This window comes from Prauserella marina, assembly GCF_002240355.1.
Classification (GTDB): Bacteria; Actinomycetota; Actinomycetes; order Mycobacteriales; family Pseudonocardiaceae; genus Prauserella_A; species Prauserella_A marina.
The window spans coordinates 3370306-3384432 of sequence record NZ_CP016353.1 but is presented as its reverse complement, the minus strand read 5'-3'; the positions used below and the strand labels follow the sequence as shown (position 1 = coordinate 3384432).

15 protein-coding genes are annotated in these 14127 nt (G+C 66.9%); 7 read left to right on the top strand and 8 right to left on the bottom strand.

What is annotated here, in order from left to right:
- Position 1: 1 nt before the first annotated feature.
- The 3 genes from BAY61_RS15825 to BAY61_RS15815 all read left to right on the top strand — a co-directional run bounded on the left by BAY61_RS15825 (position 2) and on the right by BAY61_RS15815 (position 1940).
- The gene (locus BAY61_RS15825; protein ID WP_091804527.1) at positions 2-361 is read left to right on the top strand and encodes a DUF488 domain-containing protein; all 360 of its coding nucleotides are present in this window, start codon (positions 2-4) and stop codon (positions 359-361) included.
- A gap of 100 nt (positions 362-461) precedes the next feature.
- Positions 462-1328 (top strand): SGNH/GDSL hydrolase family protein, encoded by an 867-nt coding sequence (locus BAY61_RS15820; RefSeq protein ID WP_091804524.1) that lies wholly within the window; start codon positions 462-464, stop codon positions 1326-1328.
- Between the two features lie 21 nt (positions 1329-1349).
- Positions 1350-1940: a TetR/AcrR family transcriptional regulator gene (locus BAY61_RS15815; RefSeq protein ID WP_091804521.1), complete on the top strand. Its 591-nt coding sequence runs from the start codon at positions 1350-1352 to the stop codon at positions 1938-1940.
- A gap of 15 nt (positions 1941-1955) precedes the next feature.
- Here BAY61_RS15815 and BAY61_RS15810 read toward each other — a convergent pair whose 3' ends face one another.
- The 3 genes from BAY61_RS15810 to BAY61_RS15800 all read right to left on the bottom strand — a co-directional run bounded on the left by BAY61_RS15810 (position 1956) and on the right by BAY61_RS15800 (position 5688).
- On the bottom strand, positions 1956-2945 hold the full coding sequence (locus BAY61_RS15810; RefSeq protein ID WP_091804518.1) for a helix-turn-helix transcriptional regulator: 990 nt from the start codon (positions 2943-2945) through the stop codon (positions 1956-1958).
- A 25-nt stretch (positions 2946-2970) separates the two neighbouring features.
- The gene (locus BAY61_RS15805) at positions 2971-4209 is read right to left on the bottom strand and encodes an FAD-dependent oxidoreductase (protein WP_091804515.1); all 1239 of its coding nucleotides are present in this window, start codon (positions 4207-4209) and stop codon (positions 2971-2973) included.
- A 120-nt stretch (positions 4210-4329) separates the two neighbouring features.
- Positions 4330-5688, bottom strand: a complete 1359-nt coding sequence (locus BAY61_RS15800; protein ID WP_091804512.1) for an MFS transporter — start codon at positions 5686-5688, stop codon at positions 4330-4332.
- A gap of 68 nt (positions 5689-5756) precedes the next feature.
- Between BAY61_RS15800 and BAY61_RS15795 the strand changes: the two genes are divergently transcribed.
- Positions 5757-6497: a helix-turn-helix transcriptional regulator gene (locus BAY61_RS15795; protein WP_091804509.1), complete on the top strand. Its 741-nt coding sequence runs from the start codon at positions 5757-5759 to the stop codon at positions 6495-6497.
- A 44-nt stretch (positions 6498-6541) separates the two neighbouring features.
- On the opposite strand, the gene BAY61_RS15790 is transcribed toward BAY61_RS15795, so the two are convergent.
- The 5 genes from BAY61_RS15790 to BAY61_RS15770 form a co-directional block, all read right to left on the bottom strand.
- Positions 6542-8935, bottom strand: a complete 2394-nt coding sequence (locus tag BAY61_RS15790; protein WP_211323569.1) for an ATP-binding cassette domain-containing protein — start codon at positions 8933-8935, stop codon at positions 6542-6544.
- A 181-nt stretch (positions 8936-9116) separates the two neighbouring features.
- On the bottom strand, positions 9117-9527 hold the full coding sequence (locus BAY61_RS15785; protein ID WP_091805231.1) for a VOC family protein: 411 nt from the start codon (positions 9525-9527) through the stop codon (positions 9117-9119).
- A 5-nt stretch (positions 9528-9532) separates the two neighbouring features.
- Complete coding sequence (locus BAY61_RS15780) at positions 9533-9982, bottom strand: helix-turn-helix transcriptional regulator (RefSeq protein WP_091805228.1); 450 nt, start codon at positions 9980-9982, stop codon at positions 9533-9535.
- Between the two features lie 79 nt (positions 9983-10061).
- On the bottom strand, positions 10062-10982 hold the full coding sequence (locus BAY61_RS15775) for an aminoglycoside phosphotransferase/kinase family protein (RefSeq protein ID WP_091805225.1): 921 nt from the start codon (positions 10980-10982) through the stop codon (positions 10062-10064).
- Between the two features lie 373 nt (positions 10983-11355).
- Positions 11356-11736 carry a hypothetical protein gene (locus BAY61_RS15770; RefSeq protein ID WP_091804503.1) on the bottom strand — a complete coding sequence of 127 codons (381 nt, stop codon included), beginning with the start codon at positions 11734-11736 and terminating at the stop codon, positions 11356-11358.
- 72 nt (positions 11737-11808) lie between these two features.
- Between BAY61_RS15770 and BAY61_RS15765 the strand changes: the two genes are divergently transcribed.
- The 3 genes from BAY61_RS15765 to BAY61_RS15755 all read left to right on the top strand — a co-directional run bounded on the left by BAY61_RS15765 (position 11809) and on the right by BAY61_RS15755 (position 14030).
- On the top strand, positions 11809-12609 hold the full coding sequence (locus BAY61_RS15765) for a glycerophosphodiester phosphodiesterase family protein (protein ID WP_420848804.1): 801 nt from the start codon (positions 11809-11811) through the stop codon (positions 12607-12609).
- An 83-nt stretch (positions 12610-12692) separates the two neighbouring features.
- On the top strand, positions 12693-13451 hold the full coding sequence (locus tag BAY61_RS15760; RefSeq protein ID WP_091804496.1) for a thymidine kinase: 759 nt from the start codon (positions 12693-12695) through the stop codon (positions 13449-13451).
- A gap of 231 nt (positions 13452-13682) precedes the next feature.
- Positions 13683-14030 carry an RNA polymerase-binding protein RbpA gene (locus tag BAY61_RS15755; RefSeq protein WP_091804493.1) on the top strand — a complete coding sequence of 116 codons (348 nt, stop codon included), beginning with the start codon at positions 13683-13685 and terminating at the stop codon, positions 14028-14030.
- The last annotated feature ends 97 nt before the right edge of the window (positions 14031-14127 follow it).

Here is a 14127-nt window from a genome sequence, read left to right as displayed (position 1 = left end):
GATGAGCGCACACCCCGTCAAGGTTCGCCGCGTGTACGACGACGCCGAACGCGACGACGGCACCCGCGTGCTCGTCGACCGGATCTGGCCGCGCGGCATCCGCAAATCGGACCTGCCGATGCACGAGTGGCTCAAGGACGTCGCGCCCTCCACCGAATTGCGCACCTGGTACGGCCACGACCCCGCCAAATTCGAGGCGTTCCGCGAGCGCTACCGCGCGGAACTCGACACCCCGGAGGGCCGTCACGCGCTCGCCCGGTTGCGCACCCTGCTCGCCGACGACGCGCTCACGCTGCTGACCGCGACCAAAGACGTCGAGCACAGTCACGCCACCGTGCTCGCGGGACTCCTGCGGCACTGAGCCGAGAGCTCCTCGGCGCGCGAGCGTGACCGCCAACACGTCGCCAGGTGAGTGAGTACTCACTACGTTGGTGAGTACTCACTCACCTGGAGGTTCGCCCATGCTCACGCCCGCCGACACGCCCAACACGACACCGCGCCACCGGCTCCGCCGCGTTCTCCTCTGGACGCTCATCCCGTTGCTCGGCATCGCCGCCGTGCTCGCACCACTGGCCTACCTCACCTTCCTGCGCGAACCCGAACTGACCCCACAGGACTTCCTCGACAACGGCGGCACCGCCGACGGACCCGTCGTCGTCGTGGCAGGCGCCAGTTCCATACACGGCATCGGCTCGGCCGACTTCGTCTCACTGCTGCGCACCGGCATGGGGGAGCACGGTTACCAGTTCATCAACGCGGGCATCAACGGCAACACCAGCTCCGACCTGCTCGACCGCCTCGACCAGATCATCGAGACCAAACCCGACGCCGTCATGCTGCTGATCGGCACCAACAACGTCCTCGGCGCCGCCGACAACACCGAACCGGCACTCGACACCTACCGGAAAGACCTCGGCACCATCGCACACCGGCTGGCCACCGAAACCACGGCCGAGTTCGCGTTCTACTCTCTGCAACCACTCGGCGAAGACCTCGACGACCCCCAGAACAGGCTCGTCTCCCGCTTCAACGCCGTCATCGCGGACGTAGCCGCCGAATACGACGCGGGCTACCTGCCCCTCAACGAGCGCCTGACCACGATCATCCACGCCGAAGGCGGCTCCCAGCCGAGCGACTTCTCCCTCCTGTCAGCGGCTCTGGCCGGCACCCGGCACTACTACCTCGGCCAGAGCTGGGACGACATCGGCACGGCCAACGGCTACACGGTGCTCGTGGACGGCGTCCACCTGAACAACCGAGGAGCGGCCACCGCCGCGTCACTGGCCGCGCAATGGCTGCGCGACCAAGCCACCCACCCCGCCCCCTGACAACCCGCGAGGAGAAACACCATGTCCACCCGGGACAGAATTCTCGACGTGGCGGCAACGGTCATCGAACAGCACGGGCTCGCTCGCGCCACCACCAAACAGATCGCGACAACCGCGGGCTACTCGGAAGCCACCTTGTACAAGCACTTCAGCAGCAAGACCGAACTGTTCACCCGAGTACTGGCCGAACGCGCCCCAGGAGACCTCGCCGGAGCCTTACGCGCACTACCGGACACTGGCCGCCGCGAAGGGCTACCCGAGGCACTGCGCACCGTCGCGGTCGCCGCGCTGTCCTTCTATCGGCACGGATTCCCCATGGCGGGCTCCCTCTTCGCCGAACCGGACCTGCTCGCCGCGCACCGCGCCGACCTCACGACCAGGGGAGAGGGCCCGGAACAGCCCATCGCCACGCTCGCGAGCTACCTCGCGGCCTGTCGCGACCGTGGCGAGATAGCACCCGGCACCAACGTCGAAGCCGCCGCCAGGATGCTGCTCGGCGCCTGCTTCCAACAGGCGTTTCTCAGCCACCTGAACCAGCCAGGCCACGCCGAATCGCCACCGGCCACCTTCGCGGCAATCCTCGTCACCACACTCATCGACGGCATTGAATAGGACGCCGACGCCTGCTCAGGTCTCCCGTGCCGACCACCTGCCCGCCAGGCGTCGAAAAGCCACGACCAGCTCCGGCGGCTGAACCTCGGTCAACTCCGCGTCGAACGTCGCGAGTATCCCCGCGACACCGGCCCACGACCACGCGCCGAGCGTCAGCCTGCACCAGCCCGAATCCAGCTGCTCCACCACCGAACCACCCGGAGCGAAGCGGGCGACGACCCTGGCAGGCAGGTCGAGACACGCGCTGCCCGTGCACGGCCACGCCGCCGGAATGTCACCACGATCATGACTGGTCATCACGAACCGGGCGACGTCATCGCCAGGCACCGGCCGTTCCGCGAAAATCCGGGTGGTCGGCCGCGCACGCAACCGGTCGACCCGGTGCACCCGCCAGGCACCAACGGCGACGTCGTAAGCGACCAGATACCAGCGCGCGGCCCAGACCACGAGATGGTGGGGTTCGACCCGGCGAGCCGCCACGAACCCCGCTTCACCGGGTACGGTGCGCGCCCCATCCGCGCCAAGCACCTCCACCACGAGCTCCCGGCGCTGAGCGACAGCGGCACCGACCGCCGTCAACCCGTCCGGATCGATGGGTGGCGCGGCGAACTCCCAGTAGTTGCGCAGCCTCGTCAGCCGCAACGCCTCCATGGAGGCGCGCAGCCTCGCGGGCATCACACCGGTCAGCGTCTCCAGCGCCCGCGCCGCGTCGTCGGCGAGGCCGAACACCGAACCCGGCGCGGTCTGCAAGGCCACAGCGACGGCGAGCGCCTGATCCTCGTCGAACAGCAACGGCGGAAGCGACCCACCCGCGCCGAGCCGGTAACCGCCTTCCGGACCGTGCACCGTCGCCACCGGATATCCCAATCGCCGCAGGGTCTCGATGTCACGGCGGGTCGTGCGTTCACTCACGCCGAGCCGGCCCGCGAGCTCGGCCAGCGACCACTGCGCCCGCGCCCCCAGCAGCGACAGCAACCGCAAAGCCCGCCGTGAAGTGTCCGCCACGACCCGATCCTGCCCTCGTCGCCCTTCAGCGGCGCAGCCGGGCGGCCGCCGCCAGAATCGGCGTGCTCACAGCGGTGGCCGTGGCGCCGAGCCTCGTGTCGGTGGCCAGAATCCAGCGGACCGTCTTCATCGCCAGCGTCAGGACCTCTCCGCCCCGCACCCGCATTCCCGCCTCGAACCGCCCGACCGCCTCGATGAGCGTCATGTCGCCCTCTGTCACGGAACCGACCCGGGTGAGCAGATCGGCGGCATCACGGATAGCCGCACCGGCTCCCATTCCCGCGGTCGGTGGCGTCGCGTGCACGGCATCGCCGAGCGCGGTGATGTTTCCCGCCGACCACGGCGCGAGATCCGCCGCGCGCGTCGACGCGGCGTTGAACCGGAATCCGGCCACGCTCCGCGGATCGGCCTTGGCGATGATCTCCAGGGCGTGCTCGGCCCAGCCCCGCCGCAGAAACCGGCCGATCAGCGCCTCCCGCAACTCGCCGCCACACAGATCGCGCAGAGCATCGGTACCCGCGGACTCCGGGAACACCGCACCCCAGATGTAGGTGGGCTCCGTGGTCACCGACATCCGCAACTCGGGAGCGTCGAGCATCGGATTGCCGACCGGATCGAGGAAACCGACGTAGAGCGCCGCTCCGCGAGGTCCGATCGCCAGCCCCGAGCGTGGCCGCAACCGCCGCCGCTCACCGGGACCGAGGTCCCGCACCAGGGTGCGGCCACAGAATCCGGCGATGCCAGCCGGACGGTTGGTCGGCCCGCCCGCCAGATGACGGGCGACGATCGAATGCGTGCCGTCGGCGCCGACCACCAGGTCCGCCGAGACAGGTGCCCTTTCGGAAAAGAACACCTGAGGCGCGCCATGGTCATCGTGCCCGACGCCCGCCACCTCGGTCCCCAGGCACAGGCCGTCACCGGCGGCTTCGGCGAGCAGCGTCCGCAGGGTGATCCGATCGACATCGACGCTCCCGCTGCCACCGAGATCCGGCCCGTGGCCCAGGAGACGGCCACGGCGATCCCAGAACGCGTCCCGCTCGCGCAACCGCAGCGCCGACCCCGACGCCAGCAACCGCCGCATGATCACCGGATCCACGAGTTCCCTCAACGCCGACTGCGCCCGCTCGTCCAGCGTGATGTGGTAGCCACCCGTCGCCGCCACATCGGTGTCGCGATCGAACACCACCGCATCGAACCCTTTGCGCCGCAACCCCGCTCCCAGAGCGAGACCGCCGATCCCGCCACCGACCACGACCACCCGCATACCCCAACCGCCCTTTCGCCTGTTCTCCGAACAGAAACCACCCTGGCAGCGGTGGTGGACACCGAATGGCCACTACCGGCGCCGGAACGGGCTCTGCTCGTGGCACGGCAACCCTCGCGCTCACCGCGAAGCCGTCGCCGGTGCTCCTCGGTGATCGAGTTCAGCCGGCTGACGCGAGCCACCGGCACGCGACGGCAGCAGCACGACAACGAGCACGGCGCCCAGCGCTACGCAGACCGCGCCCGCCGTAAGCCCGCCCGAGTAACCCAAGGTGACCAGCGCGGCTATGCCGACCGCGCCACCGATCTGCTGGACGGAAGTGAACAGGGCCGAGCCGAGACCGGCGTTGTCCTCGGTGGTGCCATCCACCGCCGCTACGGCCATGACAGGCAAACTCAGCCCATTGCCGACGCTCAGGACGAGCATGCCGGGCAGGACGTGGGCGGCATAGGAGTCGCCAGCCGCCACGCCGGACAGCAGCAGAAGACCGACGACGTTGACCACGAAAGCCAGTAGCAGGGCCCACCGGGCTCCGATCCTGAGCGAGACGCGGGAGGACAGCCACATACCCGCCAAGATGCCGGCACCGTAGGGCAGATAAGCGATGCCGGCCAGCAACGGGCTGTACCCCAGAGTGGTCTGTATCCGGATCATCAGCAGGAACGACATCGCGTACATCGCCATCGAGAACAGCAGGGTCGCACCGTTGGCGACCGCCCGCGTTCGCGAAGCGAGGAACACGCCAGGCACCAGTGGCGCCACCACCCGCGACTCCACGACCAAGAACGCCACCGCCAAGACGAAGGACAACGCGACGGCACCGATGACAACCGCATCGCCCCAGCCGGTCTCTCCGACCCGCAACAGTCCGTACACCAGCGACACCGCGGTACCGGTGACCAGTACCGCACCCGGAACGTCGAGCTTGCCCCGGTCAGAGGCGCGCGACTCCGGGATCAGGCGGGGAAGCAGCACCAGGGCCAGGGCGACGATGGGCAGGTTGATGAGGAAGATCCCGCGCCAGGACACCAAGTCGGTCAACGCCCCCGACAACACCAGACCCGAGGTGCCGCCCAGCGCCGCGAGGCCACCCCAGATGCCCAGCGCCCTGGCCCGTTCCTTCGGCCCTGGATGCAGCAACGTGACCATCGACATCGCCGCCGGACTGGCCATCGCGGCCCCCGTGCCCTGCGCGAACCGTCCGATCACCAGCTGCCACGGCTCTTGCGCGAACCCACAGGCCAGGCTGGCCACCCCGAACAGCGCCACGCCGACGAGAAAGACCCGGCGGCGCCCCAGCAGATCCGCCATCCGCCCGCAGAGCAACAGCAGCCCACCGAAAGCCAGGAAGTAGGCGTTGACGACCCAGGGCAGGCCGGAATCGCTGAAGCCCAGCTCGTCACGAATGCTGGGCAGGGCAACGCTCACGACAGTGTCATCGAGCACGAGCATGAACTGGACAAGGCACAACATGATCATCGGCACCCCATGACGCTATGGCGCACCCATATTTGGCCACAATCCGTTGTGGGGCCAGACTATGTCGCATGGAGGACATCGGTGCGATCATCGTCGGCCGCTTTCCACTGGCCTCGGGCGAGTGGATCCCTCCGCACAGCCACACACATCACCAACTCGCCTGGACTCGGCGTGGTGTCCTCGGCGTCGGGGTGGCCGGGGTGTACTGGGTCCTGCCACCCACCCGAGCGCTATGGCTGCCCGCGGGGGTCACCCATACGACCGGCGCGACCCGCGACGCGGTCCTGTGCAGCCTCTATCTCGCACCGGAACAGTGCCCACTGGACTGGCCCGAGCCCACAGCGGTCGGCATCGACGGCCTGCTGGCCGAACTGATCGAATACCTGGCCCGCGGCGACCTCGACGCCGCCGCACGATCGCGCGCCGAGGCGCTCCTACCCGATCTGCTGCGCCCGCTGCCAACCCGGCCCATCGATGTTCCTGCCCCCTCCGACGAACGCGTCCAGGTGGTGGCAGCCGCGTTGCTTGCCAACCCGGCTGACCAGCGCAGCCTCAGCGCTCACGCCCTCGCGGCGGGCGTGAGCCGGCGAACGATGACCCGGTTGTTCGTCCATGACACGGGTATGAGCTTCGACCAATGGCGCACACAGGTACGGCTGCGCGCGTCCCTGCCACTACTGGCCGAGGGACAACCGGTATCGCGGGTGGCGCACAGCGTCGGATATGCCACGGCGAGCGCATTCCTGGCGGCCTTCCGCCGCACGGTCGGCACCACACCCCGGCGCTACCTGTTCAGCGGCCGGGCCTGACCCCGGGTGGGGCGGCCCAGTAGGCGCGCCCACCACGGCCACCCTCACGCACCGACATAAGCGGCAAGATGCTCACCCGTGATCGTCGACCGGTCCGCCACCAGATCCGAGGGCGTGCCCTCGAACACGACCTTCCCACCGTCATGCCCCGCACCAGGACCAAGATCGATGATCCAGTCGGCATGCGCCATCACCGCCTGATGATGCTCGATCACGATCACCGACTTCCCCGAATCCACAAGCCGGTCGAGCAGGCCGAGCAACTGCTCGACATCGGCGAGATGCAACCCGGTCGTCGGTTCGTCCAGCACGTACACACCGCCCTTGTCACCCATGTGCGTCGCCAGCTTCAGCCGCTGCCGCTCACCACCGGACAACGTCGTCAACGGCTGCCCCAAACTCAGATACCCGAGACCGACATCGACAAGCCGCTCCAGAATGCGATGCGCGGCAGGCGTCCGCGCCTCCCCGGAACCGAAGAACTTGGTCGCCTCGGCCACCGACATCGCCAGCACCTCGCTGATGTCCCGGCCACCAAGGTGATACTCCAGCACCGAGGCCATGAACCGCTTGCCCTCACACACCTCGCAGGTCGTCTCCATGGTCGCCATCACCGACAGATCGGTGTAGACCACACCCGCGCCATTGCAGTTCGGGCATGCACCCTCGGAGTTCGCGCTGAACAACGCCGGCTTTACCCCGTTGACTTTGGCGAACGCCTTGCGAATCGGCTCAAGCAACCCCGTGTACGTCGCCGGATTGCTCCGCCTCGACCCGCGGATCGGCGCCTGATCAACCGCGACAACCCCCGCCTCGGCGGGAATCGAGCCATGCACCAGCGAGCTCTTGCCCGAACCCGCGACCCCAGTGATGACACACAACACCCCGAGTGGGATATCGACGTCGACGTTGCGCAGATTGTGCGCGTCGGCGCCCCTGATCTCCACCGCGCCCTCAGGCTCCCGCACCGTCTCCTTGAGCGCGGCCCTGTCGTCCAGATGACGGCCGGTGATCGTGTCACTGGCCCGCAACCCCTCCACGGTGCCCTCGAAACACACCGCGCCACCGGCCGAACCCGCGCCAGGACCCAAATCCACCACATGGTCGGCGATCGCGATCGACTCCGGCTTGTGCTCGACGACAAGCACCGTGTTTCCCTTGTCCCGCAACCGCAACAGCAGATCATTCATCCGCGCGATGTCATGCGGGTGCAGGCCGATCGTCGGCTCGTCGAACACATACGTGGTGTCGGTCAGCGACGACCCGAGATGCCTGATCATCTTCACCCGCTGCGCCTCACCACCCGACAAGGTTCCGGCTGGACGATCCAGCGACAAATACCCCAAACCGATCTCCACGAACGAATCGAGCGCCCGGGACAACGCGGTGACCAACGGCGCGACCGAACGCTCCTTGAGCCCGCGAACCCACTCGGCCAGATCACTGACCTGCATCGCGCACAACTCCGCGATGTTCTTGCCATGGATCCGCGACGACCTTGCCGTCTCACTCAACCTCGTGCCCTCGCACTCAGGACAGACCGCGAACGTGGCCGCCCTGTCCACGAACGCCCTGATGTGCGGCTGCATCGCCTCACGATCCTTGGAGAGGAACGACTTCTGCACCTTCGGAATCAGCCCCTCGTAGGTGAGATTCACGCCGTCGACCTTCACCTTGAACGGCTCCTTGTACAGGAAGTCGTTCAGCTCCTTCTTCGTGTACTTACGGATCGGCTTGTCGGGGTCGACCAAACCCGACTCCGCGTACACCCGCACCGTCCAGAAGCTGTCGGACTTCCAGCCGGGAATGGTGAAAGCACCCTCCGACAACGACTTCGAATCATCGTAGAGCTGCGTCAGGTCGATGTCGGAAACCGAGCCCCTGCCCTCACAACGCGGGCACATACCACCGGTGATGCTGAAATCGCGCCGCTCCTTGACCTTCCGGCCCGCGCGTTCCATCGTCACCGCACCCGCTCCGCTGATCGAGGCGACGTTGAACGAGAACGCCTGCGGCGAACCGATGTGCGGCTTGCCGAGCCTGCTGAACAGAATGCGCAACATCGCGTTGGCGTCCGTCGCGGTACCGACCGTCGACCTCGGATCGGCACCCATCCGCTGCTGATCGACGATGATCGCGGTCGTCAGCCCATCGAGAACGTCGACCTCAGGCCGCGCCATCGTCGGCATGAACCCCTGAACGAACGTGCTGTAGGTTTCGTTGATCAACCGCTGCGACTCGGCGGCGATCGTGCCGAACACCAGCGAACTCTTCCCCGAGCCCGAAACCCCCGTGAACACCGTCAGCCGCCGCTTGGGCAGCTCGATGCTGACGTCCTTGAGGTTGTTCACGCGTGCACCGTGCACCCTGATCAGGTCATGAGTGTCGGCAACGTGCGGCTCGGGCGACGGCGCACTCTTCCTCGTGGTCTTGCTCATCGTTTCTCCGTGTTTCTCCATGGGCCGGGCCGCACGTCACGGCCTTTCGTCAGCATCGCCTCACCCAGTCCGGCCATACGAGCGGACACGGGGGACAGGCACAGGGGAGCGGGCCAGCTCGGTGACGACCACCGGTGCCACGACTCCCTTCGCGGCACCGGTAGCGCGGACGGCGAACAGATCAGCGCAGCTCCTGGATCCGGATGAGGTTGCCGGAAGGATCACGCACCGCGCAATCCCGGATGCCGTAAGGCTGTTCCGTCGGCTCCTGCACGATCTCGATGTCACTGGCCTGCAACGTGGTGAACGTGCCGTCCAGGTCCTTCGTCGCGAGATTCACCCCGCCGTACGTGCCCTTCGCCATCATCTCGGTGATGACGCGCTGCTCCTCCTCGGTGATACCCGGATCGGCGAACGGCGGCAGCAGCACGATGGACGTACTCGGCTGTCCCTCCGGACCGACGGTGATCCAGCGCATGCCCGCGTATCCGACGTCGTTGCGCACCTCGAAACCGAGAAGGTCCCGGTAGAAAGCCAGCGAAGCCTCGGCGTCGGTGTGCGGAAGGAAACTCTGATGAATGGTGATGTCCATGGCGATCACGCTAAGTGCGTACGCGGGGTCGACGCTTCTTGATTCCTGATCGGTCTGGTCACCTGTTTCGCCACACACGCGGGCATACCGGCCGTGGCGCGCCCAACCTCCCTGCGGTACACGCTCGGCGGCACCCCGACCAGCTCGGTGAAGCGGCTGCTGAACGTGCCCAGCGATGAACAGCCGACCGTGAAGCACACTTCGGTGACACTCAGGTCGCCTCTGCGCAGCAGCGCCATGGCGCGCTCGATCCGCCGCGTCATCAAATAGGAGTACGGTGACTCACCGTAAGCGGCCCGGAACTGGCGGCTCAGGTGACCCGCCGACATGTTCACCCCACGGGCAAGCGCCTCGACATCCAGCGGTTGTGCGAAATCCCGGTCGATCCGGTCGCGAACGCGGCGCAACAATGCCAGGTCACGCAGGTACTGATCGGTAGCCGGTCTACTCGTCACGTGGCGATCGTGCCACACCACGCCCACCGAACGCCTCCGCGAGCGACCAGGCCAGGGGAGCGGACCGTTCAAATCCGGGTCAGGCGTTCGCTCGGCGGAGACGTTCGGCCGCCTGTGCCCAGAGCGCTTTGCCGGACACCACGGTGTAGCCGCGGAGTGCTTCCCATCGGACGTCGTGCGCGGCCGTCCACAGGCCGGCAGCCCAGGCGACCTGGCGCTCTTCCTCGGTGAACGGGCGGTCTCGTGCATCCTGGTAGGCGGACAGGAATGCCTCGGTACTTTCGATCGAAGGCAGCATGGCCGGTCCCGTCTTCGCAAAAACCGCACTCGCGGCTCCCACCAAGGCGGCTTCCGGTTGCCACGCCAGGCTGTCCCAGTCGTGCACCACCCGCACGTGATGGTCATGCCAGCGAAGGTTGTGTGCCTCGAAGTCGGCGTGCCCAAGCACGCGGGGCAGGACGGCGGCCACGATGCGCTGACGGGCCCTGGCGGCGGTGTCCATGACGTAGCCGGGCACCAGATTCTGATCCCTGTCATCGAGTGACCCGATCGAAGGCCACACTCCGGGATCCGAATGATCCCAACGCACCCAGCGCGGGTTCGGTAATGGTGGCGCGACGTCGAGGTCAGCCAGTCCGGTCGTCAACCTGGCGAAGACCTCGGCGTAGCGCGCGGCCACCCCAGGGGAGTCCCCGCGCAATATCCCGCCTCCGGGACGGAACTCCTCGGCATGCACGGCGAGCGGGCCGACGCCGACGACCGGTGTGAGCGGGCGGGAGCAGGGAAACCCGTTCTCGGCCAGCCGTGCCTGTGCCGTGACACACGACGCCGCTCGGCCGTCGTCAGCGCGAACTTTGACCACGACGTTCATACCGTCGGCCAACCGGAGACCGAAAACGGCCGACATCGATTCGTGCCGGAACAGCACGGCGGCGGGTTGGCTTTCGAGACGATCCAGGCACCATTCCGGCAACCAGGCAGGCAGATCGTCCACTGACATGACGAAGACAGTGCCACAGGCCCGGGACACCCGATGCGGTCGTCGCGGGACGCTTTCCTGCGGTCAGGGGACGGTCTCACGAACACTACTTGACATAATGTACATTATCGGCACTTTGACTATCCGCTGGGAGCAAGCTCGATCGGGCGTCTGACCAGGGAAATCAGCGTTGAACGGCTGTACTCGACAGCCTCACCCGGCGCCGGTGTCAGCGTCGGGGCGATGAAGCTCCCGGGGTCGCGTGGCAGCGATCGAGTCACCTTCCGCCCGGATGAGGCTGAGGCGCATCGCGACAGCTCCCCGCATCGGTGCGCGACCACTCCAGTACAAAACGTCACCGTGACGTTTTGTACTGGAGTGGCTGGATATCGGATCAGCGGAGTTGTTCGAGTTGACTGGCGGAACGAGCGAGCTCCGCCGCCATCCTGCGCAGTTCGTCCACGGTCGCGCCGTCTTCGGTTGCCGTGACGACGTCTTCGGCCGCGCAGCGAAGCTGGAAGAGCCGGTCCTGGAGCGTGGCGATCTCGTCGTTGGACAACACGACGGCATCCTCGGGCAGACCGGTCCGCTGCACGGCGGCCCTGCGCTCGTACGCGCGCTGGCGGCAGGATTGCCCGCAGTAGCAGCGCCTCCGCCCCACCGTGCCGTTGTGTTCCAGGCGTCTGCCGCACCAGCCGCAGTGCTGGGGCACCTTCTTGCGCAGGTTCGCCAATTCGTCACGTGACGCAATAGGTGACTCTGCCGCTTCGCTCACCGGGCCGACCCTAGCTGGCCATCAACTGCTTGTGCTTCGGCCACGCCGGGGCGGCACACTGAAGCGGTGCTGATGTCCTACCCCTATCTCGCAGAGCCACTTCCCCGCGCTTTCGCGCACCGCGGATGGCACGTGGGCGAACTGGCAGGTATGGAGAACTCGATGCCTGCCTTCCAGCGGGCCGCCGCCGAGGGCTACCGGTATTTGGAGACCGACGTGCACGCCACGTCGGACGGCGTCGTGGTGGTGCATCACGACGCGGCGCTGGATCGCACGACCGACGGCACCGGGCCCATCGTGCGGCAGCCGTGGTCAGCGGTGCGGCGGGCGAAGGTCGGCGGAAAGGCGCCGGTGTCGCGTCTGGAGGAACTGCTTGAGGAGCTGCCGGACGCGTACTTCAACATCGATGTCAAGTCTGATGCCGCCGTGGAACCGTTCGTCGAGGTCATCCGGCGAGCGAACGCGTGCGACAGGGTGGGTGTCGCGGCGTTCTCGGACGCGCGCCTCGCACGGCTGCGAAAGCTCGGCGGGCCGAGGCTGGTGACGTCGCTCGGCCCGCGCTCCGTGGCGATGCTGTGGGCCAACGGCTGGTTGCCGTTCCTGCGGCTCGGCGGGCTCAGCAGAGGCGTCATGGCGCAGGTGCCGGTGTTGCACGGACGGATGAAAGTGGTCGACCGAAGTTTCCTGCGCGCGGCGGGAAGGGCGGGTGTCGAGGTGCACGCCTGGACGATCAACGACAAGCGGAACATGCGGACGCTGCTCGACCTTGGCGTGCAGGGCATCGTGACCGACCGCCCCGATTTGCTCAGGGAGCTGCTGATCGAGCGAGGCACGTGGGCGGGAAGGGCCGACGGCAACGGAGGACGGCCGTAGCGCTGTGAGAAGAGCCATGGCCGCGGGCGGCGGGTGCGGCGCCTGCAACGCGGCACCGGCGGGGCCGGATAGGGTCCTTCGACGTGACCGCCGTTGATGACGAGGAACTCGATCCGACCGACGCGCTCTCCCCTGTTCCGGCTTGGGGCAGACGGCGTGAGATGCCCATCGTCGGGAAAATCAAGTTCTGCTATGGCCCGATGGACTGCGGGAAGTCGACACTGGCCTTGCAGATTGATCACAACCTCGCTCGGCAGGGGCGCAACGGGCTATTACTGGTGCGACACGACCGCTCGGGTGCAGCGCAGATCAGCAGCCGTATCGGAATCGCGCGGCAAGCCAAGGAGGTGGAGGCCGATACGGATGTGCGACTGATCGTGCGGGAGGCATGGGCGGCTGGACAGCACGTGGATTACCTGATCGTCGACGAGGCGCAGTTCCTCTCCTCCACGCAGGTGGACCAACTTGCCGAGCTCGCCGACGAACTGCGGATCGACGTGTACTGCTTCGGTATCGCCATTGATTTCCGCAGTGAGCTGTTCCCAGGGGCTCGCCGGTTGTTCGAACTGGCCGACGAGTTGCAGCCGGTGCAGGTGGAGGTGCTGTGCTGGTGTGGCCTGCCTGGCAGGTTCAACGCACGGGTGCAGGATGGTGCTGTGCTGCGTACCGGGGACACGGTGTTCGTCGCTGACACGGGCTCAGCCTCTGAGGTGAATTTGACACCGACACGCTTGCAGACCGAAACAGCTACGGTGCGTTACCAGGTACTTTGTCGACGCCACTTTCGCCTCGGCGATGTCGGACCCTCGGCGTCGCGACAGGGTCAGCTCCGGCTGACGTGAGTGGTGAAACACCATAGCCCGAGTGGGGGATATCCCCAAGAAGAGAGGCATTTACGCGTCATGTGGAGACGTTGAAGGTCTCACTCTAGAGAAAGCTGCCCCCGCGGGTGATGCACACCATCGTGAGTAACGACATTGTTTGTTGGGAATTCAACTGACAGCCTCGGTCGTTGCACAGTGTGAGCATCGCCCTGGCTTCCCTCATCGGGAGCCGACTGAAAGGACCCCATCATGGCCGACCGTGTTCTTCGTGGAAGCCGGTTGGGAGCGGTCAGTTACGAGACCGACCGCAATCACGACCTCGCTCCTCGACGCACCGTTCGTTACTCGTGTCCGAAGAACCACGAGTTCGAGGTGCCGTTCTCGGACGACGCCGAGATCCCATCCGTGTGGGAGTGCCGTTTGCACGGCAGTGAGTCGGAGATCGTGGACGGCGGGCACACCGAGCCCAAGGAGGTCAAGCCTCCTCGGACGCACTGGGACATGCTGCTCGAACGGCGCTCCATTCCGGAACTGGAGGAGCTGCTCAACGAGCGGCTCGCAGAGCTGAAGGGGCGCAGGGGCCCCCGAAGCGTGTAGCGCCGGCTGGTCGCTCCCACCGCAACACCGGCAGCGGTCCCGTGTCCTCCCGCCACGGGACCGCTGAGGATTCCGTCATCGCGACGGCGAACAAGCC

Bases quoted from the DNA above. Each gene is read 5' to 3' on its own strand.
- BAY61_RS15785 (WP_091805231.1), bottom strand. From the start codon at position 9,527: ATGGACATCACCATTCATCAGAGTTTCCTTCCGCACACCGACGCCGAG.
- BAY61_RS15795 (WP_091804509.1), top strand. From the start codon at position 5,757: ATGGAGGACATCGGTGCGATCATCGTCGGCCGCTTTCCACTGGCCTCG.
- BAY61_RS15805 (WP_091804515.1), bottom strand. From the start codon at position 4,209: ATGCGGGTGGTCGTGGTCGGTGGCGGGATCGGCGGTCTCGCTCTGGGA.
- BAY61_RS15800 (WP_091804512.1), bottom strand. From the start codon at position 5,688: ATGATCATGTTGTGCCTTGTCCAGTTCATGCTCGTGCTCGATGACACT.
- BAY61_RS15755 (WP_091804493.1), top strand. From the start codon at position 13,683: ATGGCCGACCGTGTTCTTCGTGGAAGCCGGTTGGGAGCGGTCAGTTAC.
- BAY61_RS15820 (WP_091804524.1), top strand. From the start codon at position 462: ATGCTCACGCCCGCCGACACGCCCAACACGACACCGCGCCACCGGCTC.
- BAY61_RS15815 (WP_091804521.1), top strand. From the start codon at position 1,350: ATGTCCACCCGGGACAGAATTCTCGACGTGGCGGCAACGGTCATCGAA.
- BAY61_RS15765 (WP_420848804.1), top strand. From the start codon at position 11,809: ATGTCCTACCCCTATCTCGCAGAGCCACTTCCCCGCGCTTTCGCGCAC.
- BAY61_RS15790 (WP_211323569.1), bottom strand. From the start codon at position 8,935: ATGAGCAAGACCACGAGGAAGAGTGCGCCGTCGCCCGAGCCGCACGTT.
- BAY61_RS15825 (WP_091804527.1), top strand. From the start codon at position 2: ATGAGCGCACACCCCGTCAAGGTTCGCCGCGTGTACGACGACGCCGAA.
- BAY61_RS15775 (WP_091805225.1), bottom strand. From the start codon at position 10,982: ATGTCAGTGGACGATCTGCCTGCCTGGTTGCCGGAATGGTGCCTGGAT.